Here is a 24,248-nt window from a genome sequence, read left to right as displayed (position 1 = left end):
GGCCTTTCGCGGGCACGAACCGTCAATACCTGCCGGAAATCCCATAACATGAGTGACGGCTTGGCCAATAGTGCCGCCGTCGACTCGAACTCCGGGTGCGCGCGGCCATGGAATTCCGACTGGGAGCCGATCTGTCACGGGTGCGGGGGCACATGCGGGCGGCCTTTCCCGGCCCCGCAGATACCGAGGGCGCCCTTCGCGGCCGCATGTACAAGATGCAGGCTCGCCCTGCGCGCCCACGCCGACCTGTGCGCGTGTCGGGTCCCCCGGCGGGCGCTGCCCAGGCAGGAGTCGGGAGCCGGCCGTGTTCTATTACGTGCTCAAGTACGTCCTTCTGGGGCCGTTGCTACGGCTGCTGTTCCGGCCGCGCGCTGAGGGGCTCGAGCACGTTCCGGCCAAGGGCGCGGCGATCGTTGCCGGGAATCACCTGTCCTTCGTGGACCCCCTGCTCATGCCCGCGGTCCTGGAACGGCGCATCACGTTCCTGGCCAAGGTGGAGTACTTCACAGCGCCGGGCCTCACGGGCCGACTGACCGCGCTCGTTCTCCGCGGTGCCGGGCAGATTTCGATCGACAGGTCGGGCAGAACCGCGGCGCAGGCGGCGATCCAGGAGGGGCTCGGAGTACTGGCGAAGGGAGAACTGCTCGCGATCTATCCGGAGGGCACGCGTTCCCCCGACGGCCGACTGTACAAGGGCAAGGTCGGGGTGGCGGTGATGGCGCTGGCCGCGCAGGTTCCGGTGATTCCGTGCGCGATGGTGGGGACGTTCGGGATCCGGCCCCGGGGGCGTGTCCTGCCGAGGCTGCGGCCGGTCGTGATCCGTTTCGGGGAACCGCTGGACTTCTCGCGCTTCACAGGGATGGAGCACCACAAGGCAGTGCTGCGGGCCGTCACCGACGAGATCACATACGCGATCTTGCAGCTGTCGGGCCAGGAATACGTGGACCGGTACGCGGCCGACGTGAAGGCCGGACAGGCGAAGGGGCAGCGGAGTTGAGGTTCCGCCGCCCTCGGGGTTGCCGATGTCCCATCCTCCAGTTGCATGGTGCGGATACTCTTCGGCCGTGCCGCGCGGACGGCGGCCAGGCAGATGATGAGCCGGATGCCCGGGTTGGTGGCGGTGGCGATCGCCTCGCCGACGTCCACGTGCCGCAACCGCGACCGCAGAGAGGCAATGGGGTTCTCTCGCTGTTTGCCGGTGACGGCCTCCCAGGCAGTGGTGATTCCTGTCGGGTGATGCGCTCGTGGTCGTCGCCTGCGGGGCGACGGCCGTGGCGGGCCCATCCGCACGACACGCCGACGTCGGTGCCGACTTCAGCGCCATTGGCGATCAACTCAACCAATCCATAGGCCACTTCACCATCCACCTTCCCGACCGTCGTCCCGCCCACGGCCGATGGCACGCCCTCCGTGACGGCCTCGGAGAGCCCGTCGGTCTCACCCACGCCGCCCGGACCACCGCCCCGCCGACCGCCGAGCCGCCCACGCCTGGTCGTGGGCCTCGCACCACGGCACCTGACACGCGCTGCTCCCGGATCGATCCGCGAGCCCGCGCTCCGCACGCTGCGCATCGACCGCGCCCTGCTGCACCGGAGGGCACGCGCGAGCGGCTGGCGGCCACGGTGCGCGCAGTGGCGAAGCTCAGGCTGCCCGGAGTGCTCGGCACGGTCGACCTTGTCGCGGAGGCAGGGGAGGTGCGGCTCATCACCACCCGTGGAACCTGAGACTGATCGCCGCGGTGTGGGGTGTCATGGCCGGCGTAATCGGCGAGCTGCTGGCCGTTTTTGCGGCCGACAGGGCCGAACAGTCCACGGATGTGGTCCCGCATCAGCCGCGCTGTGGTGCCGTCGCCGACCGGAAGGAGGAGCCTTGACACAACTGGCCCCCGCCCGTGCCACCCACCTCCTGTGCGCCTTGCTCGTGCTGACGACTCGAAGCCACTACCGACTACCGACTCCTACCGCAGGTAGCCAACGACCGGCACAAGCACCGCGGAACTGCGTCACCCGGCCGGGATCGGCTGGGTGAGGTTCACCGGGTTGCCGTCGGGGTCCTGGATGTGGGCGACGCGCTGTCCCCACGGCATGTCGTTGGGGCCGCTGCTGACCGAGCCGCCCAGCGCCTCCACCCGGCCGAGCGTCTCGTCGACGTCGTCGACACCGATGCTGAGCAGGATCCGCGGCGCTGCCCCGGTCCCCGGGTTCGCCTTGGCCACCAGCCCGAGGTCGGTGTCACCGATGCGCAAGCCGAGGTAGAAGACCGGGCCTTCAGCCGGCACCCGGAAGATCTCCTCGGCGCCGAACAATTTCGTATAGAAGCCGAGCAGGGCGTCGTGGTCGGCAGTCAGGATCACTGGCTGGATGGTGGACATGGCACTCCTGTCGAGAACGGTCGTGTCGCTGGGTAGACCGTTCGAGGACGGTGAACTCATCGGTGAAATGCTCGTGCTGCGGTAGGCAGCGATGGAGCCGGCCGGGCATCCGGTAGACGAGGTCACGCAGAGCGGCCGCGTGCCAGTCTCTGTGGGCGTCGCGTCGGCATCGGTAGTGGGCCTTGGCGCCAGGATCCGTTGGGGCCGCGAAGGCCGACAGGTAGCCGGCGTGAGCCAGACCTCGCGGATTCGGCCTGCGTCGGCCTCGGATGCCGCGCTTGCGGCCGGCCCGCTTGAGTGCAGGCTGGATCTGCGTGCTGCTCAGCCGCGGCCTGGGAAGGCGTGGGAGTGAGCCCGAGCCGGCTTCGTTGATCTCCAAGGACACGCTTGTCGACAGTTTCCGGGGGCAGTGAGACGGTGTCTCGATTCACGATTGTGCCGTGGTTACAACTCGCACCATTCGCCCAGTTCGCCAGGTACCCCTGTCTGGATGAAGTTGCCCACGAGGGTCCATGCGTGAGTGACAGTCAGGACGAAGTCGCCACTGAATGCAGCCAGGTCATCCATGACCGGGACGTCGACCACGGCAGCCGCGGCGGTGCCGTCCCCGACGAGCAGGGATGACGTTTCAGCATCGTCGAACAGATGAATGACCGCTTGATCACCTTGAAAGCCAAGGGTCAGCCGGGGGAACTCGCTGCCGGACCGTCGGACTTCGAGGTACCCCTGGCCGCGAGAGCGCAGTTCGTTGAAGTGATCTGCCAGCCCCCCGACGTCCGAATCCCTCTCGACGGCGGAGTGCCGTCCCGGCGACTCCAGTGCCGTCGCTGTCCATGTCACGCGCATCCCTGCACCTCCGACGCACGCCCCGCTACCTGGCCATCTCATCAGGACAGGAGTATGTCGTGACCAGGTGAAGCGTCGGCAGCCGATCAGGGCACTGGCCAGGCCGACGAAGGCCAGGAAGTGCTCGGCCCTGCGGCTCGCAGCCGCGGGGTAGCCGGCGGCACCCGTTCAGCCAGGACATCGTTCGCTCGACGACCCAGCCACTGCGGTGTCGCCGCCGTCCGCGCAGTACCGGTCAAACGTCGAAGGACGAAGTCACGGCGTGAGGCTCCGTCCTTTCACGCGTGTGTCTGTCGTCGCCCCGGGTGCCCGGATCGAAGCATCGTCTTCGGGCGAAGAGGTGATCTTCTTCCGCGAAACAGACATGTCTCCCGTACAACCCTTCCTCCGTATGCGGTGTCAAACACGGTGCCGGACACAGGAACGGGACCTGTCCGGACACCCCCCGCGCCCCCGAGCCAGCCGGTCGTATCTGAGCCAAGGAGCCGCTCATGCGCAAGCACCGCTCGGCCGCCGTCGCGGCGGCATCATTTCTCCTCGTGACCGGCGCGGTCATCGTGACCGCTCCGAGCGCCTACGCCGGAATCCCCGGCGGAACACACGCCAACGACCGCAACACCGACTTCAACGGCGACGGATACGACGACGTGCTCGTCGGCGGCCCCAGGGCGGCGGTCGGCGGGCACAAGGGCGCGGGCATGGTGACCGTGCAGTATGGAGGCCCCAAGGGCATCGGCACGACCAGAGGCAAGGCCTTCAGCCAGAACACCACCGGCGTCCCCGGCGCCGCCGAGACCGGTGACGGCTTCGGCACGTCGCTGGCCACCGGCGACCTCGACGGCGACGGCTACGACGACGCGATCATCGGCATCCCCGGCGAGGACCTCGGCGCCGTCGCCGACGCGGGCGGCGCGGTCGTCCTGTGGGGCACGCCCAACGGCCTCACCGGCTCGGCCAGCGACTGGCTGCAGGCCGACGACCTCGACCTCACCACGGGCGGCAGGTTCGGCGCCGGGCTCGCCGCGGCCCACTTCGGCGACACCACCCCGGGCGACCTGCTCGCCGTCATGGACTCGTTCGGCGTGACGGTCTACGGCTTCGAGTCCGCCCCCCAGCCCACCGCCAAGAGCGCGGACTCGCAGGCGCGGCGGCCGGTGCAGAAGTCGCGCACCACGCTCACCTCGCCCCCGCGCCAGACGCTCAGCCGGGCCTCCGCCGACGACCCGCCGGGCATCCAGCCCAAGTCGATGACCACGGGCGACTACGACAACAACGGCTTCGCCGACCTGATCGTCTCCGGCACCAGCCTGGGCGACGAGCCGGGGTACGGCTGGTCGTTCATCCTGCCCGGCACGGCGTCGAACGAGGAGCCGCTGCCGATCACTGCGGTGCGCGGCGGCCCGGTCGTCGCGTCCGGCGACATCAACCGTGACGGCTACGACGACCTGGTCACCGGCGAGCCGCACAGCCCGGACGACGGCGGCGCGAGCATGACCGGCGGCATGGTCGGCGTCTACTACGGCAGCGCGGACGGGCCCGCCGGCCAGGAGGGGCCGGGCACCCCTCCCGTGTGGTGGACCCAGAACTCGGCTGGCGTGCCGGGCACGAGCGAGCGGGGCGACGGCTTCGGCACCGACCTCTCCGTCGGCGACAGCAACGGCGACGGATACGGGGACGTGGCGATCGGTGTCGCGGGCGAGGACATCGGCAGCGTCGCGGACGCGGGCGCCGTCACGGTCCTGCGCGGCTCGGTCAAGGGCATGACGTCCACGGGCGCACTGTCCGTGAACCAGGGCACCGCGAACGTCCCGGGCACCGTCGAGAAGGGCGACAAGTTCGGTGGCCAGGTCTCCTTCACCGACCCGAACGACGACGGCCGCTTCGGCCTGCTCGCCTCGGCGCCCGGCGAGAACACGAACGACGGCTACGTCTGGGTGTTCTCCGCGGGCAGTTCGGGCCTGACCACCTCCGGCTCCTGGAGCTACGGCCCGAGCGCGTTCGGCGGCCTGCCGACGGACGCGCTGTACGGGGCGGCCATCGACGACTGAGACTGCCAACAGAACAACTTTCAAAGCCTCGTTGGGGCTTGAACAGGGGTAGCTGCCGCGTGCGAGGGTCCGGCCGTGCTGGATGAGATCGACGCGGTGGACTGGGGTTCGACACCGGGCCATCCCGACTGGTACGAACCCGATCGTGCCGTCCGTGGTCGGCGTGCCCTGGCCGTGGCAGCGAACCTGGTACAGGCGGCTGAGGCCGACTCGCGGCTCGGCGGCGGGGGAATTGTCCATGGTCACAGCGCCGCGGTGTTCCCAGCGGCTGTGGCTGCACCCGCGTGGGCCTCGCCGCTGAGCGAGGCCCGCAGGGTGGGGGAGTCCTGGCCGTTCAGGGTGACGTGGGCCCGGGGCAGGAACGGGACCAGGAGCTCGACCAGCCCTAACCGCCGGGCGTGGGTGATGTCCGCGCAGCTGCCGGGCCGGGTCGGGCTGCATAACAGCACTCGGCCGTCCCCGTCCATGACCACCATGGCCTTGACGGCGCGTTGCTTGCTCTTGCCGGAGATGAGCTGTCACGGCCCTTGCGTGCGACGGCCGGCCACCGGACCGGGTCTCAGTGCCGTCGACGATCTGTGGATCTAAGCTGCGCTCACCTCAGCGTGGGCTTGCGGGCGAGGATCTGGATCCCCGTTGACTCATGCCCGTTCATGGTCGCCACCGTGATGTTCCGGGTGTCGACGGTTTCGAATCCGGCGAGCAGGGTGGAGAGCCACTCGCGGGAGTGATGGCGACAGACCGCACCGTCGCCGGTTTCGAACACGCCATAACTGCCGTAGCGATCGGCATAGCGGCTGTAGCGGCTGCGGTTGCGTTCGTCGCCTTGCAGCAGAAGGTCGCTGATGTAGAGGATCCCGCCGGGCTTGAGGACGCGGTTCAGCTCGGCGATCAATCGGTGTTGGGCTTCATCGCCGGGGACGCACGTCAGCACGGCGAAGAGCAGGACCGCGTCGAAGCCGGCGTCCGGATAAGGCAAGACCGGTGGTGCATCCAGGGCTGCAAAGCGCATGGTGGGGTGCAGGTGGCGTGCCCGTTCGATCATTCCTGGCGAGGCGTCGGCCCCCGTGAGGTCGTCGAAGCCGTGCCGTTCGAGCTCCTCCATGATGCGTCCGTAGCCGCATCCGTAGTCGAGGATCGCTGCCTGCCTGCCGATCCCGTTGAGCCAGGGCAGATACAGCGGGTGGGTGAACGTCTTCGTGGCAGCGGCGGCATCCCAGTAGGAAACCTGGCTGTCGAGGCCGGACATGGCGGATGCCTCCCTGGGCGCTTGGCTGAAGCCGATCATGCTGCCACGGCGGTGGGACGTTCGACGAGTTGGCCCCGCTGGAAGCGTGTGCCTTCCCAGCTGACGCGGCAACGTCGGCCTTGCTCGATGACCTATCGATCAATCGCCCGGGAAGGCACGTCCTCCCCGAGCCGATCCACAGATCGTGAGCACGGCTCGCCTCACCGCCCACCGTGCACCAGCTCGCTAGGCGTCAGGCGACGGCAACCGCGCGGCCAGCTCCGCGGCATAGCGTCGCGCCTGGCCTCCCCAACTGTCGTCGAAGGCGCTGAAGTGGTTGAGCATCTCCAGCAGGTCATACGCCTGCGACAGGGTGAACAGGGGCAGGCGCGGCTCGTACAGCTCCGCGGGATCAAAATCGGCGTCCAACACATCATCCATGCCGTGGCAACGGGCGGCGGGGCAGACAGTTACGGGCCCGCCTCGGTGGAGGCGCTGCGGCTCGCGAGCAACGTCCTGGCAGAGTCCCTCTGGCAGAGCTAAAAGTGGTACCACTTACGCGCTAGCCTGAACCAGAAACCGCCAGCGCTTGGAGGCCGGAATGAGCGAGCAGCCGTGGACCATCGAGTCCATCCGCGACGCCCTCGGCAACCCGGCCCTCGCTCAGCGGTTCCTCGCTGAGATCAACCGGGCGCCGGCATACGAACTGCTGCAGGTATTCGCCAGGTGGGAGCGCATCGCCAAGGACATCGTGGCCGCTGTCGAACGCGGCCCGGAGATCGCAGCAGTGGAGTCCCGCGGCGAAGACCCGACCGCGGACTGGGCCGACGTCACCTACCGAGTCCTCGCTGATGCCGAACGGATTCGCACACGTGGCGCAGCCTGAGAAGGCACCACACACGGTCACTCATAGCGTCGTAACAGCGTATTCGTGGGAGACCCCTGTCCGCGTACCGACTCAAGTACGACCCGGCCGCCGAGGCCGTCCACGAGGCGATGCCATCGGACGCCGGCGAAGCCCTCACCCTCGCACTCGCCGACGCATGCCACGAGCCCATCGCCGCCACCCAGCCCTACGGTGAAGACGATGGCGTCATGCGGATGATCGTCACCGATCACGCGTTCGCCGTCCTCCTCGTAGGGGAGGCGTTCAAGACGATCACCGTGCTGCAGGTCACCTACCTCCCATAGCCGCTGACAGGGCTTCACTCATCTCGGACGGAATGGTCACAACTCCCCAGGGAGTCGGGCCCAATGAATAGCTGCCATCTGGGCACGACATCCGTCACCAGCCTTACACTCCAGCCATGCCGATCCAGCCCCGGTCCGCAGGCGCCGCCGAGGAGCAGCTGTCGATCATCGATGCCTTGATCGCTCTGCCGTTCCCCGAACAGGAAGGCCGGTCGAGGACGCGACACGGATGGAGCGGGCCCGGATATCACATCGCTGTTCTCCGGGAGAGCCGGGACTTCTGGGACGTTCCTGGTCCGGAGACGATCACGTCGGCCGAGGAGGAGTTGGAGGCAGACCTCACCGCACTGGTCACGGTGCTGGCTGGGCGTTGGGGCAGTCCGACCGAGGTCGATCTGTGGCCCTATCTCGGGCTCGACAACCCGGACTACCCAGACATCGAGGAGGTGCCTGAGCCCCTGGGCTCCCTGTGCATCCTTGCTGGGAGCATGCAGATGTGGCAGGTGTCGTCCGCTGGTCGCTGGTTGGGGCTCACCATCGGCCAAGTCGATCGAGAGCTCCCCTTCGAACTGCTCGCCGCCGTCGGCGAGGCCTCCACGCTTCCACAGTGAGCCGCGGGGCTGCCTGACCCACCTTGTCCGCGTCATCGCCTCTGACGGACACCACGCAAACCCGCGGCAGGTGACGACTTCAGTGCCCTGACTGTGACGGCTGTCGTGCTCAGCTTGAGAACGGACCCCAGGTCACCAGTCCGTGTGGGCCCGCCCTGATCTCCGAACCGCGGGAAGATCCCTAGCCGTCAAGCGGTTCCTCCGGCAGCGGCCGGTGTGGGGCCCGCGGCGATCGAGAAGGCGAGCACGAGGCCGTGGTCGGTTGCGTGCGCCGAGGTCAGCGCGACGCCGCGTGGCAGATCCGTGACGGCCACGGTCCGGGGCTCGAGCTTGTCCCGCAGCCCGGACGCGGCCGGCAGGGCGTCGAGATCGTGGACCGCCATGCTGCGGCCCAGGACGTCCACCGCCGTGGGCGTGACGGTGATGGCGTTCGAGGCCGTGGACACCTCGGCCCGTACGGTGACCGGCAACCCCAGGCTGCCGACGCTCCCGCTGAGGACCAGGCTGCCGTTCTGGGCGCCGGCCGTCAGGCCGTCACCCAGAACGCCCAGGCGCCGGGTCACCTGGTCGTATCCGACAGTGGCGGTCCCGCTGCCGCCGGCGCTGTCGCCGTCCGTCGTGACGTCGTCCAGCCGGACGGTCACGTCCATCACCGCCTGCTGACGGCGTACGCCCTTGGCGCTGACCTCGACGTCACCGACCTGTCCGCCGAGGGCACGTAGCCCGGCGAGCGGGTCGGTGAGATCGGCATGCACCGATCCTTCAGGCTTCAGCCGCTGCGACGCCTGGGCGGCGATGCGCTCCTCGGTCCTGTGCTCGACCAGGAGATCGGTCGCGCAGACGAGAGCGGCCAGTGCCGCGGTGATCGCGACAAGGATGCGGACCTTGCTCCAGGGGTTATGGGGCACGTGGTTCCCTACTCCGAAACGATGGGCTGGGCGGACGGGTGATGTGGTCAGGCGGACAGGTGCGGGAGTACCCGGTCGAGTCGGCGGGGTATCCACCAGTTCGCCCTGCCCATGAGGAACATGGCGGAAGGCACCAGGATGAGACGGACCACCGTGGCGTCGACGATCACGCTGATCGCCAGTCCCAGCGCCAGCATCTTCACGACCACGGTCGGTGAGGCGGTGAAGGACAGGAACACCGCCGTCATGATGAAGGCCGCGGCGGAGATCACGCGCGCCGTCGCCGACAGTCCTTCCCCCACGGCGAGCCGGTTGTCACCGGTGCGCTGCCAGGCTTCGGCGATCCGGGACAGCAGGAAGATCTCGTAGTCCATGGACAGTCCGAAGACGATCGCGAACATCATCATCGGGACGTACGACTCGATGGGCACCGGTTCGGACAGTCCGAGCAGTGAGCTGCCCCAGCCCCATTGGAAGACCGCGACGAGCACGCCGTAGGACGCGGACGTGGTGAAGAGATTGAGGACGACGGCCTTGAGGGGGATCACCACACTGCGGAAGACGGTCAGGAGCAGCAGGAAGGCGAGGACCAGCACGATGCCGATGACGATCGGCAACCGGTCGCCCACCTTGTGACGGAAGTCGGCCTGCCCGGCCACGCTGCCGGTGAGGTAGGCAGTGGCACCCGTGCCGTCGAGGGCCTTCGGCAGCGTTCGCCCGGAGAGGGTGTCGAGCAGGGCGCCGGTCGCGGTGTCCTGTGGGCCCGTGGCCGGGGTGATCGTGGTGACGAGGATCTTGCCGTCGGCGCTCGCTTTGACAGGGCTGAAGTAGGCCACGCCATGCGTGTCCTTCAAAGCCGCCGTCACGTCGTTCGAGATCCGGTCGACGGGCGTCTTCGCCCGGCTCACGTCCACCACCGTGAGGACCGGGCCGTTCGCCCCCACCCCGAAGCCCGGCCCGTCGGCGTGCGCGATCCAGTCGTAGGCGGTACGGGTGCTGCTGCCGGGTCGGTCCGCGCCGGCGTCGACGTGTCCCAGGCGCATGGACGCCAGCGGCACGGAGCACAAGCCGAGGACGGTGAGGCCGACGGCCAGGAAGGTCCACGGGCGCCGGGAGACGAGTCCCGCATAGCGGTGCCAGCCGTCGTGCGCTCCCGTGCTCTCGGCGACGGGGCGGCGCAGCCGGAACCGGTCGACGTACCTGCCGACCAGGCCCAGAGCTGCCGGAACCAGGGTGAGGGCGGCACCGGCTGTCACGAGCACGGCGAGGGTCGCCGCCAGCCCTATCTTGCCGATGAAGCTCAGCCCGCACGCGTACAGGCTCAGCATGGCGAGGGCCACGGTCAGGGCGGCGACGAGGACGGCCCGTCCGCTGGTGCGCGCCGTGCGGGCCGCTGCCTCGACCGGGTCGCGCCCGTCGATGAGGTCCTGGCGGAAGCGCGTCGTCAGGAAGAGGGCGTAGTCGATGCCGACGCCCAGGCCGATCATGCCGGCGAGGGTCGTGGCAGAGGTCGCGAAGGAGAGGGTGCCGGCGACGATACCCACGATGCCCAGGCCGACTCCCACGCTGATCAGGGCGGTGACCAGGGGCAGCAGCGCGGCGAGGACCGAACCGAAGGCCAGCAGCAGGATGGCGAGGGCGGTGACGACGCCAACGCCCTCGCTCAGCTTGTCGTCGGCCGGTTCACGGACCACCTGTTCGAAGTCGCCGCCGTAGGCGACGCCCAGCCCTGCCGCCCGGGCGGGCTCCGTCGCCGTGTCGAGTCGCTCGGTGTAGTCGTGGCCGAGGTTCTTCAGCTGCTCGTCGAAGGAGACGGTGGTGTACGCGGTGCGTCCGTCGTCACTGGTCACGGCGGCGGAAGCGGCGGTTACGTGGGGCAGGTCGCGCAAGTCGGCCAGGGTTTGATCGAGGGCGGACCGTCGGTCGGCCACGGTGCCGGAGCCGGCGTGGAAGACAACTTTGCCGCTGGGTCGGCCCGCTTGGGGCATGGAGGTGGCGAGGAGGTCCGCGCCGGTGTGGGAGGCGGTGCCGGGCAGGCTGACCTCGTCGCTGAAGGTGGGCGCGGCGAGGTGCCGCCCGACCAGGGCGGCACCGAGGACCAGCAGCCATGCGGCGATGACCAGGATCGGATGCCGGGCGCAGAAGCCGCCGAGGCGGCCCAGCCTGCCGTGTACGGGGGCGGTGTTCGCCGGCGGATGCGCGTCAGTGCGGGCGCCGGCCGGCGCAGTGCGGTCCAGTGAGGGTCGGGGCACCGTGGTCTCCAAGGAAAGTGTCACGAGTGACACGAACTCTAGAGAGGAAATGGCATGCATGCCAAGTGGCACTCATGCCACTTCGCGACCGTAAAACCCTTGGCTGTGGCACGCGTGTCAATTGACAGTCGCGACACCATGGCGGAGGCTTCGACCCATGCCGAGTGAGATCGCCCCTGGTGGCCTGCGTGAACGAAAGAAGGAGGAGACGCGGCGTCTGCTCCTTGAAGGAGCCGCTCGCCTGTTCAAAGAGCGCGGCTTCGAGGCCACCACCGTTGCGGACATCGCCGCATACGCGAACGTCTCCGTGCGCACGTTCTTCCGCTACTTCGAGAGCAAGGAAGCGCTCCTGCTGCCGGACGGCGTCGAGGTCTTCGCCTACGTCGAGAACGCCCTGTCCGAGCGTCCGGCGGACGAAGAACCCCTGGACGCGGTGTGCAACGCACTGCTGGAGGCGGCCAAGCCGTTCGCAGCCTCCACACTGACCGCCCTCAGCCACCCGCTCGAAGACATCCAGAACGTCATCACGGCCCGACTCGTGCAGGCCTTCTCGGACTTCGAGGAACGACTCACCGTCCTGGTCCGGCGCAGGCTGCCACAGAACACGCCGGACGCCGACCTCAAGGCAGCCGTCATCGCCTGCGCCGCGCTCTCCGCAGTACGTGCTGTACTGCGGACGCGCCGGGCCCGCCGGGCGTCCGGCATCACTGACACGGGTCCGGCGCCCCTGCTGCAGGCCTTCGAGATCCTGCGCGAGATCGGCTCCCCTGAACGCCCGTGACGGCGGGCAGATGTGAGAAGCCCTGGCCGGCGCGCTGGACCCGCGGTTTCCCCCACCACGCCCGGCGGCTACGACCGGACCGCAGGGGCGCTCGCCGTGCGACAGTCATCGTGTGGAAGCGGCGCCAGGCAGCGGTCGACCTCGCCGCCACCAGTCAGCTACGCGGCGAGGAACTTTCCGACAGCGGAGGACAGATCACCCTCCGGGGCCCTCACGCCGTACGGCGACTTCGGCACCTCGGCCTGGACCGGACCGGCTACCACCGCGGGCGCATCGGTCACCGTGAACGAGGCGCCCGCCCGGTCGGCGGCCACCGGCACGGCGCCGTAGCGCTGCCTTCCGTCGGCGTACTGCGCCGCCACCGTCACCGTCACCGACCACGCGCCGCCTGCGCGCCGCGCGCCGCGCGCTGCGCACCGCCGTCAGGGACGGCTTCGACTGCGCACCCGCTGCCGGGTCGGTCAGGTCGACGTCCGGCGCCATCGACTGCGCAAGGCGAGCAGTCCAGCTTCCCGGCACGGTGCAGCTCGGTCAGCAGCACCTGGTGCAGCCGGTCCCACACCCCGGCCTCGTGCCAGTCCCGCAGCCGGCGCCGGCACGTCATCCCGGACCCGAAGCCGAGCTCCTGCGGCAGCCACTCCCACTGGATCCCGGTGTGCAGCACGAACAGGATGCGCTGCAGGCAACCACGGTCGTCCACTGGCAGCCGGCGGAATGGCGCGGACGCCGCTGCCTGACCGGCAGCAACGGCTCGATCCGCCCCCACAGGTCATCCGGCACCATCCACGGAGGACCGTTCCCCTTCCCCATGACTCGTTCGACGAGCCGGCCAGAAAGGGGATATGGCTACGACCAGGCGTTCTCTTGGGTGCTCCAACTCCCGCAGCTGACGGCCCGGAAAATAGGATGCGGTCGGCTGAGCTGGGGTGATAGGTAAGCGATGTGACAGAGAGTCTTGAGTTTTCCGCCCTGCTGCAACTGATCGACGAGCGGTCGGCCGCGTTCCGGAGTGCGGTTGCCGCCGCGCCCAGCCTTGACGCGCCGGTGCCGTCCTGCCCCGAGTGGACGTTGTTCGATCTGGTGCAGCACCTGGGTACGGGCCAGCGCTGGTGGGCAGCGATCGTCGCCGCGGGCCCGGCCGAGGCTCCGCCGGCCAAGGATGCCGCGGAGGCGCCGCGCGAGCCCGAGGCGCTGCTGGCCTGGTACGCCGAGTCGAACGAGCTGCTGCTGAGTGCGCTGCGCGAGGCTGGCCCGGAGCGCGAGTGCTGGGCGTGGTGGCGCGCCGGCGTGTCGCCGGCGAATGCCTGGGGCGTTGCCCGGCGCCGGGTGCACGAGGTGCTGGTGCACACCTATGACGCCCAGCTCGCCGCAGGCGCCGTGCAGCCGATGCCGGCGGACGTCGCGATCGACGGCGTGGCCGAGTTTCTCGACACCTGCAACTCCACCCCGACGGCCTGGCCGCACGAGGCCGCCACCATCCACTACCACGCCACCGAGGGCCGCTCCTGGCTCCTCGCGCTGGACGGCACCGGCGCCTGGCCCGCACCCCTCACGGACGACGCCGCGCCCGCCTCCGCTTCGGCCACGGGCACGGCCGAGCAGCTGCTCCTCTTCGTCTGGGGCCGCCTCACGCTGAGCGACCTGAAGATCGAGGGCGACCAGCAGGTGTTCGAGCAGCTGATCGCCTGGGAGCCCGAGGACTAGCCAGTCAATACCGCCAGCGGACGGCCTCGATGACGTCCGCGTCGGTGAACATCGCGAACAGCTCCGCCTCCGCACGGCGGACGGCCAGTACAGCCTCGTACCGCTCGGGCCCGAGGCCTCCCGCAGCATTGCCGACTCAGCCAAGCGGTCAGGCAGAGCCCCAGCCGGTTGGAAGGCAGTGCATGCCCCGATGTCCTCGTCTGGGTCAGCCGCGCTGAGGCTGACGTCGACGCGGCGCTGGACGTCCTGCTTGACGCTCTGGGCATCGGCAAGGATGCCATCACCTTTCGCGACGACGGCGAGGGCGGATTCGTTGACCTGGGAAGCGAATCCCAGGCCTGAGGGCGCTGCTTCAGAGACGGGCTGTCCGTCCAGCGGACGCCCTTCTCCCTGCGGATGCGGGCGCGTTCGCGGCATTGGGCGGCCAGCACGTCGGGGTGGCGGGCGTTGGCGTTGTGTCGGCGCAGGTAGTTGTGCAGGCCGCGGGCCGTGCGCGATCCGGGCGCGGTGGTGTTGCACTGTGCACGGTCGCTGGTGCTGGGCGGGGACAGATCGCCGGTTGTGGCGTTGCTGAACGGGCTCAGCCAGTACGGCTGTTGGCTGTCCGCTTGGTCGGTATGACGATCACCGGTCGTCCTGGCTGAGCCGTTCAGGCGGCCGGCCGGGCAGAGGCACCCCCGTCCTGGCTGGGCGGGCGGTGCCTGTTCTGTTTGCGGTCAGGGCCGCGTGCGGCGGCGGCGCAGGGCCATGGCGCCCGCTGCCCCGGCTCCGGCCAGGAGGAAGGCGCTGGCCCGCCGTGGCGATCGTGGACGCCTCGCTGCCTCCGGGCGTGGCCAGCTGCGAGCTCGCCCCGGACGTGCCAGAGGTCGCCTTAGCCGCCTGGGTGCCGCAGCGGCGGGCGCAACACCCTGGTGAAGTGACCCCTTAGGCGTCCGAACCCGGAGCTCATACCTGACGTGATGCGTCTCCCGCTGCCCGGCTGAGCACTACCACCAGCAGCGCCTCTCGGGTGCCAAAACCGGAACAGGCACAGCGGTACAGGCGGGACCGGTGTCGAGCCAGGCGACCTGTTCGAGACGGGCACGTACTTCGTTCGCGTGGCTGACGACTGCCCGGCCCGCGCAGTCCCGAAGCCACCGGGTGCGGCGGACGCGCTGCCGGAGGCGGCTGAGGAACCCATCGGCCTTGCCTCCGCGCCGCTCGCCGGGCTGCACGCCGGGCTCGGCGGCCTCCAACGTGATCAGGACTGAGCGGCGGCGGCTCAGCGGTGAGGGGTGCCGCCCAGGGGGCAGGGGGGCGCGAAAGAAGCGGAAGCTCATGTTCTATGACGTCGGTCACAGGGCCCCGCCGACAAACCAGCACGCTTAGTAGATGGGATATGGCAGATATCCAGGGATTTGTCCGCCTTGGCCTGGATATGGATCCGGCCGCGCGTCCTGGGATTTCCCCGGTCGGCCCGCACCGCCCGTTTGCCCTATGATGTAAGGATTCTGACGCCGCGACAGCTTCACCTCCTGCCTGCCAGGTGCGGACCGGAGAGCCGTGCACTGCCCTGGCGACGTCCGGGGACCTACGAGGCGACATAGTGGAAGGGACCCTTTGCGCTCCCTGTCGAGCCGTTCTAAGAATGACGACCCACAGGACGTCGCCGCAGTTCGGAGCCGGTGTTCAGGCAGAGTCGACCGCACACCGGGCGCTCGGCGTCACCGAGTGAGTAGGAGCCCCCCACATGAACTCGTCCCGAACGTCCGCGAGACTCCTCGCCCTCGCTCTCGGCCTGGGTCTGGCCTCCAGCGCGCTCGGCGCGGCGGTGCCGGCCAGCGCCCAGACGGCCGACACCCCGTCCGGTGCCACCGGTACCTCCGCGGCGCAGTACACCGGGTCGGTTGAGGAGGCCGCGAACAACAAGGCGTTCTTCGAGGCCGTCCGCAAGTCCGTCGCCGAGAAGCGTGCCGCCCAGCCGAACGCGCAGGCGGTGACCCTCTACTACAACGCCTCCCAAGCACCGAGCTTCCGTTCGCAGATAGCGAGCGCGGCGTCGATCTGGAACAGCTCCGAGTCCAACGTCAAGCTCCAGGAGGCGTCGAGCGGGGGTGCCGACTTCTCCTACCGCGAGGGTAACGACCCGCGCGGGTCCTACGCCTCCACCAACGGCCACGGAAGTGGCTATGTCTTCCTCGACTACACCCAGAGCCAGCAGTACGACTCGGTCCGCGTCGTCACCCACGAGACCGGGCACGTGCTGGGCCTTCCGGACGACTACGGCGGGCCGTGCAGTGAGCTGATGTCAGGCGGTACCGCCGGCCCGTCCTGCACCAACCGCTACCCGAACGACACCGAGCGCTCGCGTGTCGACCAGCTGTGGGCCAACGGACCCGCGCAGGCTCCGGGCACGGCAGGATCACCCGAAACCACCGGCCCGCTCGCAGGCGGTGCCGCCGGTGGGGGCGGGGCACCGATCAGGGGCGATGCCCAGGCGCCCAGCGCGCCTGGGATCACCGCGCCGGCACCCGCACCGATCCTGATCCGTATTGGCTGATCCCACGGCAACAGCAGATCACCCGGCAGTGCGTACAGCCCGAACACTGCCAAGGACCCTGCCACGACCAACAACGACCGTGAATGCCAGCCGGGGTGCGTCGTATCCGGCGTCCGCGATGACGAGGATGACCGGGTCGCCCGTCCGCCATTGCCCGACGGTGATCAGTCGTTCCAGCAGTTCGCGCAGTTGGCGCGCGGTGACGGTGGCCGTGTCGTCTCCCGGCGTCAGACGCGGTGCGTCCAGGGGTGCGGTCCGCGAGCGGCGGCCGGACTCGAGTGCACAAATGATCGAGTATGGCCAGCCCGGGGGCAGGGATGTGCTGGTCTTAGCCTCGGCCGTCGGTGTGACACAGGATCCGCTCTGGTGAGGTGTGGGCGTCGGGCCGCAGCCGGCAGGTGATGTCGACGGCCAGGACCAGTCGGCCGTCAGTGGCCCGCGGCAGCGGTACTTCGGCCAGTGCCTGACGCAGCCGGCCGGTATCGATCCGTCCATGAGCCACGGCCGCGTAGAGCCCGCCATGCCCGCGGCGGTGTTCGCCCACGAGCGACAGCTCGGCCAGAGACCTCACCGGCCCGTCGCTCGTGAGCTTCGGGAGGAGACAGGGTTTGAACTCGCTGCTGCTCGATTGCTGGATCACCCTGGCCGACCTGAAGGACGCCATGCTGTCACCGGCAGCTACCGATACAGTTAGCATGCTTGATCCTCAGGTTCAGAGTGAACATGCTCGTCACAGCCGTTCGTTGAGGACTGCGACCAGCACGGTCGCCTCGTAGCGGACGGCAAGCTTGTCGTATCTCGTGGCCACGGCCCGGCGGCGCTTGAGGCGGTTGATCTCGCATTCGACTGCGTGTCGTTCGCGGTAGTCGGTCTTGTCGAACTTCGGCGGCCGACCGCCTCAGGAGAGGAGTCTTCGGCGGTTGAGGACTCGGTCCGCCGGAACCGGGATGGTCGCCCTGATGCCGCGTCATCGCAGATAGGCCCGGCTATTGCGGGAGTTGTACACCTTGTCGGCCCGTACTCGGCTCGGGCGCCTGCGGGGTCGGCCCCGACCGAGCCGGGGCACCCGGATTGTCTCCAGGACCGGCTCGAACTGCGGTCAACGTGCGTGGCGAGCCGCTCCACTCCCTGCCCCGCATGAAGGTACCCCGCACGGCCGCTCCCGTAGCACGTGGCGGCTTACCCTGATTGAGGCTGGTGTGCGAATGAGTGTGGGGGAGGACGCCGTGGCCGTCTATGACCTCAAGAACCGCCTCGTCGTCGGTATCGCCTCCAGCGCACTGTTCGACCTGGCCGAGGCGGATGCTGTCTTCCGTGATCAGGGGGAGGAGGCCTACCGCGCCTATCAGGAGGCGCACCTGGATGACATGCTGGACAAAGGGGTCGCCTTCCCCTTCATCCGCAGGCTGCTGTCCCTGAACGACCTCTCACCCCACGACCCTCTGGTCGAAGTCATCATCCTGTCCCGCAACGATCCCGACACCGGGCTGCGGGTCATGCGATCCATCCAGTCCCACGGCCTGCCGATCAGCCGGGCCATCTTCATGCAGGGCCGCTCGCCCTACCGCTTCATGCCCGCCCTGAACATGTCCCTGTTCCTGTCCGCGAACGAGACCGACGTCCGTGAGGCCGTCACGCTTGGGCTGCCCGCCGGCCGCGTCCTCGTCGGCCCTGCCACGGCCGACGAGGACGATGACCAGGACCTCCGGATCGCCTTCGATTTCGACGGAGTCCTCGCCAACGACGCCTCGGAACAGATCTACCAGGCCGACGGCATCAAGGGCTTCCACTCCCACGAGACGACGAACGCTGCCACCCCGCACGACCCGGGACCACTACGGGACTTCCTCGCCGCCATCAACCGGCTCCAGCAGCGCGAAGAAGAACAGCGGGCACAAGACGCCGACTACAAGACCCGCGTCCACGTCTCCCTCGTCACCGCCCGTAACGCACCCGCTCACGAACGCCCGGTACGCAGCCTGAAGGACTGGGGCGTGACCGTCAACGACGCCTTCTTCCTCGGTGGCATAGACAAGAGCACGATCATGGAGGTCCTCAAGCCCCACATCTTCTTCGACGACCAGGTCAGCCACCTCACCGGTACCGCCCGCAGCACTCCGAGCGTGCACGTTCCCTTCGGGAAGATAAACGAGCGGGGCCGCCCGGCACCTGAGTAAGAACTCCTGGCAGAAAGGGACTTCGTCCGATCCGGGTGCGATGGGGGCAGGCGAGCACGAAGGAAGATCACTACTCTGCATGAGTGCTTTCCTACGACGAGTTGACTTCACCTGAGCGTGAGCTGTGGGACGCGTTCCCCGAGGGGCGGCGGGTGGATCTGCGTACGGGTATTGCGGAGGAGGACAGGGTCGCCGACGGCGGGCGGTGGGGGCCCGAGCGGACGGTGCGGGCGGCGGTGGTCGCCGCGTTGTTGCTGGGCGCGAACACCGGGCAGCCGGGTGCGGTGGCGCGTCTGAGGCTCACTGGGGCACGGATCTCCGGATGCCTGGACCTGGCCGGCGCGCAGATCGCCCATGCCCTCTGGCTGGAGGCATGCTGGTTCGAGGAGGCGGTGAATCTCCTCGGCGCGTCGACGCAGACCCTCGTGTTCACGGACAGCCGGATACCCGGCATCGAGGCCGATTCGGCCCGCATCGAGGGCAACTTCTCCCTGCGGCACTCCGTGGTGGAAGGCGGTGCCCCCACACCCTTCAACCGCTTGAGCACCGCCCTGTCACTCACCGACGCCCGGGTGAACGGCGGACTGCTCCTCAACGGGGCCAAGTTGATCGCACCGGCCGGGTGGGCCCTGTCGGCCGGTGGCCTGGCCATGGAAGGGGGCGTCTTCTGCCGAAACGGGTTCGTCGCATACGGAGAAGTTCGGCTGATGGGGGCAAAGTTGCCGGGCACCCTGGCCATGCAGGGCGCCCGACTGGAAGGACCCGGCCCACGCGGCGTGGCCCTCAACCTCGACAACGCCGTAGCCTCGTCGCTCAAGTTCTCCGAGGGATTCACCGCGAACGGCACCGTACGGCTGCGCGGCACCCAGGTCACGGACAACGTGACCTTCGACGGAGCCGTCCTGAACCCGCCCACCGACGACGGAGACGCCCCGGCCCTGATCGCCATGCACCTGCAAGCCGTCGACCTCGATCTCACCCTTGCCCGACCCCCGTCCGGCACCCTCGACCTGCGGGGCGCTCAGGTGTCGTACCTCCACGAGAACGAGCACAGCTGGCCGGAGAGGGTCGAGTTGGACGGGCTTCGTCTATGGCTCCATCAAGACGGCGGACGCGAACGACGAGCGCCACGAGGCCGTGGGAGACCGGGAGTCCGTGGCCCGACGCGTGGCATGGATACGCAGCAGTCCGGGCTACAACCCACAACCGTACGAGCAGTTGGCCGCCTGGTACCGCAAGGCCGGGCACGACGACGACGCCCGCCGCGTCCTCCTCGCCAAGCAACGCCACCGGCGCCGCGCACTGTCCCCGGCAGCCCGCGCGTGGGGCCATCTCCTCGACGTGACCGTCGGCTACGGCTACCGGCCCTGGCTGGCCGGCGTCTGGCTCCTCGCACTGATCCTGCTGGGCACGCTGTCCTTCTATACGGACTCCCCCAAGCCGGTCAAACAAGGCGAAGGTGCCCCGTTCCAGCCCCTCGTCTACACACTCGACCTCTTGATCCCCATCGGGGGTCTGGGTCAGCGCACGACCTGGTACTGGTCGAACGACAGCCTCCAGTGGCTGGCCTACCTGCTGATCGCCCTCGGCTGGGTGCTGACAACCGCCGTCATCGCGGGTGTCACTCGCACCCTGCAGAAGAACTAGCGGCAGGCCGGAGCCGTGCTCGGTGCCCGGCGAGCGATCACCGCCTCCCGGGCGGCCGTCGACGGCTCCCACATCCGGGCGTCAAAGGGGGAGCCAAGACCGGACGAAGCCCCGTCGACCGGGTCAGGCGGTGTGCCTGGCCAAGGAACAGCAGGCCCGCCGCACGGCCGCCGCCCGCCTCAAGCCCTCCGACGCAAGGGGGCATTCCGCTGCCGAGGATGGCAGGCGGGCCCGCTTGTGCGAGCCTCCACAGGCCCGCGGCCTATCCGGCGGTTTCAGGCTGGGCTTCGCCCGTGGGTGCCGTCGGCTTCGGCGCATCGGCAGCGGTGTAGTAGACAGAGCTGCCTTGCTTGGTCCGCTGGGCCAGGCTTTTGGCCACGAGGTTTTCGAGGGTGGTGCGCACGACAGTGGTCGCGATGTTGCGGTCGGGGTGCGCGTGGCCGAGTGCCTCGGCGACCTCCGCCGCGGAGCGGGGTTCGCTCTGCTCGGTGAGATGGCGGTGGACGAGGTTGACCAGGGTGGGGCGAGTGGCTTTCGCTGCCGCCTTCCTGGCAGCGGGCTTCGAGCCGGGCTGCTTCTTGGTCCTGGGCTGTTGGGCAGTGCCTGTCTTCGCCGGCCGGCGAGTGCCAGGCGCTTTCGTGGTCCTCTTCCTGGGGGAGGGCACGGAGGCGCTGTCGGGGCTGGCAGAGTCAGGGACTGTTGCCGGGACACCGAGGGCCTGTTGGATGCTGACCAGCACGGTGTGGTCCTGCTGCAGTGTGGTCAACTGCTGCTGCAGTTCGGTCAGTTCCGCTGTGATCCGTTCCTGCTCTTTGATGTTGCGTTCGAGGTCGCTGGCCACCTGGCTGATGTATTGCGAAGTCAATTCGGTGGTCGTAGTCGTAGCCGTGCCTTCGGACATCTTGCTCTCCTCGGTTCGTGGCCGGGCTGAAGCCCCTCACGGGCCGTACCGGCGGACCAGGAACGATGTTCCGGCCGCCGCATGCCCGGGTGCAGCGATAATACGGGCCAGAAGCCCTGTTTTCGCTGTGCGGGCAACGCCTTCCGGTTTCAGGGCTCTGGAATGGGGTCTGCGGCGAGTGGCGCTACCGGATGGTCAGCCGGTGGATGGCGCACGGCAGATCGCAACCTGGTGTGCTACCTGCCCGTGTTCTGGGACGCCGGCACCGCCCGGCTGTTGCCCCGGCTGATCAAGGGCCGTACGCGCGGGCCGGTGTTCGTCACTCACCGCAGGCCGGGACTCGGACTCTTACTGGTCCGCTGTCCGCGCGACCCGTCTGCGGATCGCCGACCTGCTGGAAGAACTCACCCCGGCCGAATGGGACCAGGAGTCGCTGTGCCGGGGCCGGCGTGTGCGGGACGTCGCGGGACACCTCGCCCCGGTCCCCACCATCACCACCTGGGACATGGTCGCGGTCGCGCCGCGTGCGCGGTTCAGCCCCGACCGGATCAATACCGTGCTGGCCCGACGGCACGGCTCCCGCGATCCCGCAGACCTGGTCGCCGCGATCCGCAGCCACGCCGGCACCCGGCGGACGGCGAAGGTGTTGGACACCCGTAACGCGCTGTTCGACGTGATCGTCCACGGTCAGGACATCGCCCTCCCGCTCGCTCGAGAGTTTCCCGTCCCAGCCGAACACAGCCGCGAAGCACCGCGCACGGTCTGGGCGATGGGCTGGCCGTTCCACGCCGAGCGCCGCCTGGCCCGGCTTCACTCTCCGGGCGACCGACACCGACTGGGCGACGGGAGAAGGGCCGGAGATCGCCGGGCCGGCCCTGGCCCTGTTGCTGCTCTCGACCGGACGCACCGCCTGTCTGGACATCCTGCGGCGACGGCGTCGACCGGCTGAAGTCCTCGCACGCCAACCGCTGAGACATCCGCTCGCACGAGAAACGGAGCATCTGATGCGTCGCATCATCGGCATGGCCCTCTGCGCAGTTCTCGCCGTAGTCGACCTGGTCGGCATCGTCGGCCTGTGGCAGCACCCTGGGCCACCACCCGGCGTTGTCATCACCGGCACGGTGCTGGGCGCCATCACCCTGGCCGCCTTCCGGCCCGCCAGCAGGGGCAACATCCGCGCCCTGCGCCTCGTCGTCGGCTCGCGAGTGATCTCGGCTCTGCTCGGCCTCCCGGTGTTCTTCACCGCGGACGCGCCCGACTGGGCCCGGATCGTCGTGGCGGTCCTGATCGCCGGCACCGCCGTCGCCGTCGCGATGCTGGCGCCCGCCGCCCGTCCGGCTGCGGCCGAGCGTGCGTGACGCCACCACCACGCGGCGTGCTGATCGACATCGCCCGGGTCGCCGGCGTCCTGGTGCCCGAGCAGACGTAGTTTTCTTGATCGTCGACACCCAGGAGTAGCACGGACCTGCGCGATTCGAGAGTCGAAAACCCGAGTCGATCAGGTCCTGCCTGCATGCGCGCACCCGCCCGGGTCACCCAATCGTGCCGCCTCAATCGAACCGACGCTCGCCATGGACACCCTGCCAGAGACCTGTAGCTCAGCCCTCGGCTCCGGTGGAGGTGTGGGCGGCGCCAACAGGCTTGGATTCCGGGGATCCCCGTTGGCGCAGGTAGACCGAGAGGATGGCCATCGAGGCGACGGCCAGAAGCTCGGATTGCCAGTTCTGCAGAGTGCGATTCCAGAAGTCGGCGGAGCCCAGGTATTGCGCCCAGGAGATGGGCGCCTGGAGTTGACGCAGGTGTTCCTCGTTGTAGGCGGCTGCGCCGGTGATGGACTGGGCCAGCCACGACCACAGGAAGATGGTGCCCATGACGATGCCCAGGGAGCGCGAGTACAGCTTCTGCCGCCATCCCTTGTCGGCGGCCCAGCGGGGTGAGGAGGGGCCGGCGTGGTCGCCGACCCGCTGTTCCCGGTCACTTTCCACACCGGCCTTGTGCAGCTTCTTGGACTCGGGCGAGCCGCGTTGGAGCAGCCAGACGGTGCCGAAGATGTAGAGGAAGAACTGCAGGTATTCCGATTGCCAGTTCTCGGTGACGTCCACGGCGAAGTCGGAGGTCGTGAGGTACTGGAGGAATCCGATGGGTTGCAGGCCGTCGGTGACGAGCTGGTTGTTGAAGTCGGCGTGGCCGGAGACGGCCTGGCCGGCGAGGGTGAGCAGGAAGCCGGTGCCGAAGGCCAGGGTCAGGCTGTTGTGCTTCAGGAACCGCGTCAGGCGGTTCATCGGTGCATCAGCCCAATGGCGGTGAAGTAGCCGAGACCGGCGCCGACGGTGAGCAGGAGCAGCGTGAACAGGGTGCGCATCCTCGGTCATCCCCCTTTGATCTGGCACTGGTACGGCTGTTGGGGGCGCGGCACACAGTCCGCCGCGGTGATCTTCCAGCCGGCCGGGAAGAATGACAGGAACAGGGTGTCGGCAGCGAGAACCACCCGTGCCTGTCGGCCATAGACCTGGACCCCACGCACCGCTCCCGCGCGGGGCAGCCGCTCGTCGAGCAGGGCCTTGACGCAGGCCGTCTTGGCGGACTCCTCGAGCTCCCGTCGGGTCTCGGGAGCGAGCGCCGCACAGGCGCGTGCCCCCTCACCCTGCCGGACGCTCTCCTCGAAGCGCAGGGCAGCACCCGACGCGGCCGCTTCGCGTTCGCCGAGTGTGCTGCAGCCGACGAGGAAGACAGCACAGACGATCGTCATCAGGCCTGTGCTCACAGCGCGACAACCGACAGCATCCATTCGTACCATCAGGCCAACCATGCTGATGCGGTGGCAATGTCACAGACGGACGCGCCGTGTGTCGGGCGAACGTCGAGCGTTCGGACTATGCCGTCGCGTGCCGGCGACGACGGCCGGATCGCGGGCAGGTCCCGCGAGGCCACTTGCTCGGCTACGTTGCCCCGGCCTTCACGCTCTGCGCGTCCACCAGGCTGCAATCGGGTCCGCTGTCGTGGGGCTCTGCGGCCGGGCTGCGGAGCCCGGCTCGGTCCGTCCG

At 68.9% G+C, this 24,248-nt stretch carries 21 protein-coding genes and 8 pseudogenes; 14 read left to right on the top strand and 15 right to left on the bottom strand.

Going from position 1 to position 24,248, the window contains the following annotated elements:
• The first annotated feature begins 304 nt into the window (after positions 1-304).
• Positions 305-997 carry a lysophospholipid acyltransferase family protein gene (locus tag ABZ865_RS33780; RefSeq protein ID WP_361239018.1) on the top strand — a complete coding sequence of 231 codons (693 nt, stop codon included), beginning with the start codon at positions 305-307 and terminating at the stop codon, positions 995-997.
• A 1,005-nt stretch (positions 998-2,002) separates the two neighbouring features.
• Here the strand turns inward: ABZ865_RS33780 and ABZ865_RS33775 are convergent.
• The 3 genes and pseudogenes from ABZ865_RS33775 to ABZ865_RS33765 all read right to left on the bottom strand — a co-directional run.
• Positions 2,003-2,371 carry a VOC family protein gene (locus ABZ865_RS33775; RefSeq protein ID WP_361239016.1) on the bottom strand — a complete coding sequence of 123 codons (369 nt, stop codon included), beginning with the start codon at positions 2,369-2,371 and terminating at the stop codon, positions 2,003-2,005.
• Positions 2,372-2,815: 444 nt separating this feature from the next.
• On the bottom strand, positions 2,816-3,217 hold the full coding sequence (locus ABZ865_RS33770; RefSeq protein ID WP_361239014.1) for a hypothetical protein: 402 nt from the start codon (positions 3,215-3,217) through the stop codon (positions 2,816-2,818).
• A gap of 66 nt (positions 3,218-3,283) precedes the next feature.
• A pseudogene (locus ABZ865_RS33765) lies at positions 3,284-3,416 on the bottom strand (IS5/IS1182 family transposase); the annotation flags it as partial.
• A gap of 292 nt (positions 3,417-3,708) precedes the next feature.
• Here ABZ865_RS33765 and ABZ865_RS33760 point away from each other — a divergent pair.
• Positions 3,709-5,265 (top strand): esterase, encoded by a 1,557-nt coding sequence (locus tag ABZ865_RS33760; RefSeq protein ID WP_361239012.1) that lies wholly within the window; start codon positions 3,709-3,711, stop codon positions 5,263-5,265.
• Positions 5,266-5,860: 595 nt separating this feature from the next.
• On the opposite strand, the gene ABZ865_RS33755 is transcribed toward ABZ865_RS33760, so the two are convergent.
• Together ABZ865_RS33755 and ABZ865_RS33750 are read right to left on the bottom strand one after the other, a co-directional pair.
• Positions 5,861-6,514 (bottom strand): class I SAM-dependent methyltransferase, encoded by a 654-nt coding sequence (locus ABZ865_RS33755; RefSeq protein ID WP_361239010.1) that lies wholly within the window; start codon positions 6,512-6,514, stop codon positions 5,861-5,863.
• A gap of 225 nt (positions 6,515-6,739) precedes the next feature.
• On the bottom strand, positions 6,740-6,934 hold the full coding sequence (locus ABZ865_RS33750; protein WP_361239008.1) for a hypothetical protein: 195 nt from the start codon (positions 6,932-6,934) through the stop codon (positions 6,740-6,742).
• A 160-nt stretch (positions 6,935-7,094) separates the two neighbouring features.
• Between ABZ865_RS33750 and ABZ865_RS33745 the strand changes: the two genes are divergently transcribed.
• From ABZ865_RS33745 to ABZ865_RS33735, 3 genes are all read left to right on the top strand, one after another.
• Positions 7,095-7,379, top strand: a complete 285-nt coding sequence (locus ABZ865_RS33745; protein WP_361239006.1) for a hypothetical protein — start codon at positions 7,095-7,097, stop codon at positions 7,377-7,379.
• A 110-nt stretch (positions 7,380-7,489) separates the two neighbouring features.
• A complete protein-coding gene (locus tag ABZ865_RS33740; protein WP_361239004.1) occupies positions 7,490-7,684 on the top strand; it encodes a hypothetical protein in 195 nt (64 codons plus the stop codon).
• Positions 7,685-7,800: 116 nt separating this feature from the next.
• Positions 7,801-8,295 (top strand): hypothetical protein, encoded by a 495-nt coding sequence (locus tag ABZ865_RS33735; protein ID WP_361239002.1) that lies wholly within the window; start codon positions 7,801-7,803, stop codon positions 8,293-8,295.
• Between the two features lie 188 nt (positions 8,296-8,483).
• On the opposite strand, the gene ABZ865_RS33730 is transcribed toward ABZ865_RS33735, so the two are convergent.
• On the bottom strand, positions 8,484-9,203 hold the full coding sequence (locus ABZ865_RS33730) for a DUF2993 domain-containing protein (protein ID WP_361239000.1): 720 nt from the start codon (positions 9,201-9,203) through the stop codon (positions 8,484-8,486).
• Positions 9,204-9,250: 47 nt separating this feature from the next.
• Positions 9,251-11,455 (bottom strand): MMPL family transporter, encoded by a 2,205-nt coding sequence (locus ABZ865_RS33725; RefSeq protein ID WP_361238998.1) that lies wholly within the window; start codon positions 11,453-11,455, stop codon positions 9,251-9,253.
• 157 nt (positions 11,456-11,612) lie between these two features.
• On the opposite strand from ABZ865_RS33725, the gene ABZ865_RS33720 reads away from it, so the two are divergent.
• Positions 11,613-12,236 (top strand): TetR family transcriptional regulator, encoded by a 624-nt coding sequence (locus ABZ865_RS33720; RefSeq protein WP_361238996.1) that lies wholly within the window; start codon positions 11,613-11,615, stop codon positions 12,234-12,236.
• Between the two features lie 158 nt (positions 12,237-12,394).
• Here ABZ865_RS33720 and ABZ865_RS33715 read toward each other — a convergent pair whose 3' ends face one another.
• Positions 12,395-12,610, bottom strand: a complete 216-nt coding sequence (locus tag ABZ865_RS33715) for a hypothetical protein (protein ID WP_361238994.1) — start codon at positions 12,608-12,610, stop codon at positions 12,395-12,397.
• A gap of 122 nt (positions 12,611-12,732) precedes the next feature.
• Positions 12,733-13,046: pseudogene (locus ABZ865_RS33710) on the bottom strand (transposase); the annotation flags it as partial.
• 132 nt (positions 13,047-13,178) lie between these two features.
• On the opposite strand from ABZ865_RS33710, the gene ABZ865_RS33705 reads away from it, so the two are divergent.
• Both ABZ865_RS33705 and ABZ865_RS33700 read left to right on the top strand, forming a co-directional pair.
• Positions 13,179-13,940, top strand: a complete 762-nt coding sequence (locus ABZ865_RS33705) for a maleylpyruvate isomerase family mycothiol-dependent enzyme (RefSeq protein ID WP_361238992.1) — start codon at positions 13,179-13,181, stop codon at positions 13,938-13,940.
• A gap of 168 nt (positions 13,941-14,108) precedes the next feature.
• Positions 14,109-14,282 (top strand): hypothetical protein, encoded by a 174-nt coding sequence (locus tag ABZ865_RS33700; protein ID WP_361238990.1) that lies wholly within the window; start codon positions 14,109-14,111, stop codon positions 14,280-14,282.
• 29 nt (positions 14,283-14,311) lie between these two features.
• On the opposite strand, the pseudogene ABZ865_RS33695 reads toward ABZ865_RS33700, so the two are convergent.
• A pseudogene (locus ABZ865_RS33695) lies at positions 14,312-14,434 on the bottom strand (IS630 family transposase); the annotation flags it as partial.
• A 1,235-nt stretch (positions 14,435-15,669) separates the two neighbouring features.
• Between ABZ865_RS33695 and snpA the strand changes: the two are divergent.
• Positions 15,670-16,326 (top strand): annotated as a pseudogene (snpA, locus tag ABZ865_RS33690) (snapalysin); the annotation flags it as partial.
• 234 nt (positions 16,327-16,560) lie between these two features.
• Here snpA and ABZ865_RS33685 read toward each other — a convergent pair.
• Positions 16,561-17,059, bottom strand: a pseudogene (locus ABZ865_RS33685) (transposase); the annotation flags it as partial.
• 150 nt (positions 17,060-17,209) lie between these two features.
• Positions 17,210-17,563 (bottom strand): annotated as a pseudogene (locus tag ABZ865_RS33680) (transposase); the annotation flags it as partial.
• A gap of 142 nt (positions 17,564-17,705) precedes the next feature.
• Between ABZ865_RS33680 and ABZ865_RS33675 the strand changes: the two are divergent.
• Both ABZ865_RS33675 and ABZ865_RS33670 read left to right on the top strand, forming a co-directional pair.
• On the top strand, positions 17,706-18,656 hold the full coding sequence (locus ABZ865_RS33675; RefSeq protein WP_361238988.1) for a 5'-nucleotidase: 951 nt from the start codon (positions 17,706-17,708) through the stop codon (positions 18,654-18,656).
• Between the two features lie 83 nt (positions 18,657-18,739).
• A pseudogene (locus ABZ865_RS33670) lies at positions 18,740-20,303 on the top strand (oxidoreductase).
• Between the two features lie 262 nt (positions 20,304-20,565).
• Here ABZ865_RS33670 and ABZ865_RS33665 read toward each other — a convergent pair.
• Positions 20,566-21,204: a BlaI/MecI/CopY family transcriptional regulator gene (locus ABZ865_RS33665; RefSeq protein WP_361238986.1), complete on the bottom strand. Its 639-nt coding sequence runs from the start codon at positions 21,202-21,204 to the stop codon at positions 20,566-20,568.
• 246 nt (positions 21,205-21,450) lie between these two features.
• Here ABZ865_RS33665 and ABZ865_RS33660 point away from each other — a divergent pair.
• The 3 genes and pseudogenes from ABZ865_RS33660 to ABZ865_RS33650 all read left to right on the top strand — a co-directional run.
• A pseudogene (locus tag ABZ865_RS33660) lies at positions 21,451-21,576 on the top strand (site-specific integrase); the annotation flags it as partial.
• Between the two features lie 4 nt (positions 21,577-21,580).
• Entirely contained in the window at positions 21,581-22,153 is a 573-nt protein-coding gene (locus tag ABZ865_RS33655; protein WP_361239331.1) for a maleylpyruvate isomerase family mycothiol-dependent enzyme, read from the top strand.
• A 55-nt stretch (positions 22,154-22,208) separates the two neighbouring features.
• Complete coding sequence (locus ABZ865_RS33650; RefSeq protein ID WP_361238984.1) at positions 22,209-22,562, top strand: hypothetical protein; 354 nt, start codon at positions 22,209-22,211, stop codon at positions 22,560-22,562.
• A 240-nt stretch (positions 22,563-22,802) separates the two neighbouring features.
• On the opposite strand, the gene ABZ865_RS33645 is transcribed toward ABZ865_RS33650, so the two are convergent.
• Together ABZ865_RS33645 and ABZ865_RS33640 are read right to left on the bottom strand one after the other, a co-directional pair.
• Complete coding sequence (locus tag ABZ865_RS33645) at positions 22,803-23,486, bottom strand: DUF6766 family protein (RefSeq protein ID WP_361238982.1); 684 nt, start codon at positions 23,484-23,486, stop codon at positions 22,803-22,805.
• A gap of 86 nt (positions 23,487-23,572) precedes the next feature.
• Positions 23,573-23,953: a hypothetical protein gene (locus tag ABZ865_RS33640; protein ID WP_361238980.1), complete on the bottom strand. Its 381-nt coding sequence runs from the start codon at positions 23,951-23,953 to the stop codon at positions 23,573-23,575.
• Positions 23,954-24,248 lie beyond the last annotated feature (295 nt).

The sequence above is a fragment of the Streptomyces sp. NPDC047085 genome (assembly GCF_040643735.1).
Classification (GTDB): domain Bacteria; phylum Actinomycetota; class Actinomycetes; order Streptomycetales; family Streptomycetaceae; genus Streptomyces.
The sequence above is the reverse complement of the archived record's forward strand: the minus strand, read 5'-3'. Positions and strand labels throughout refer to the sequence as shown.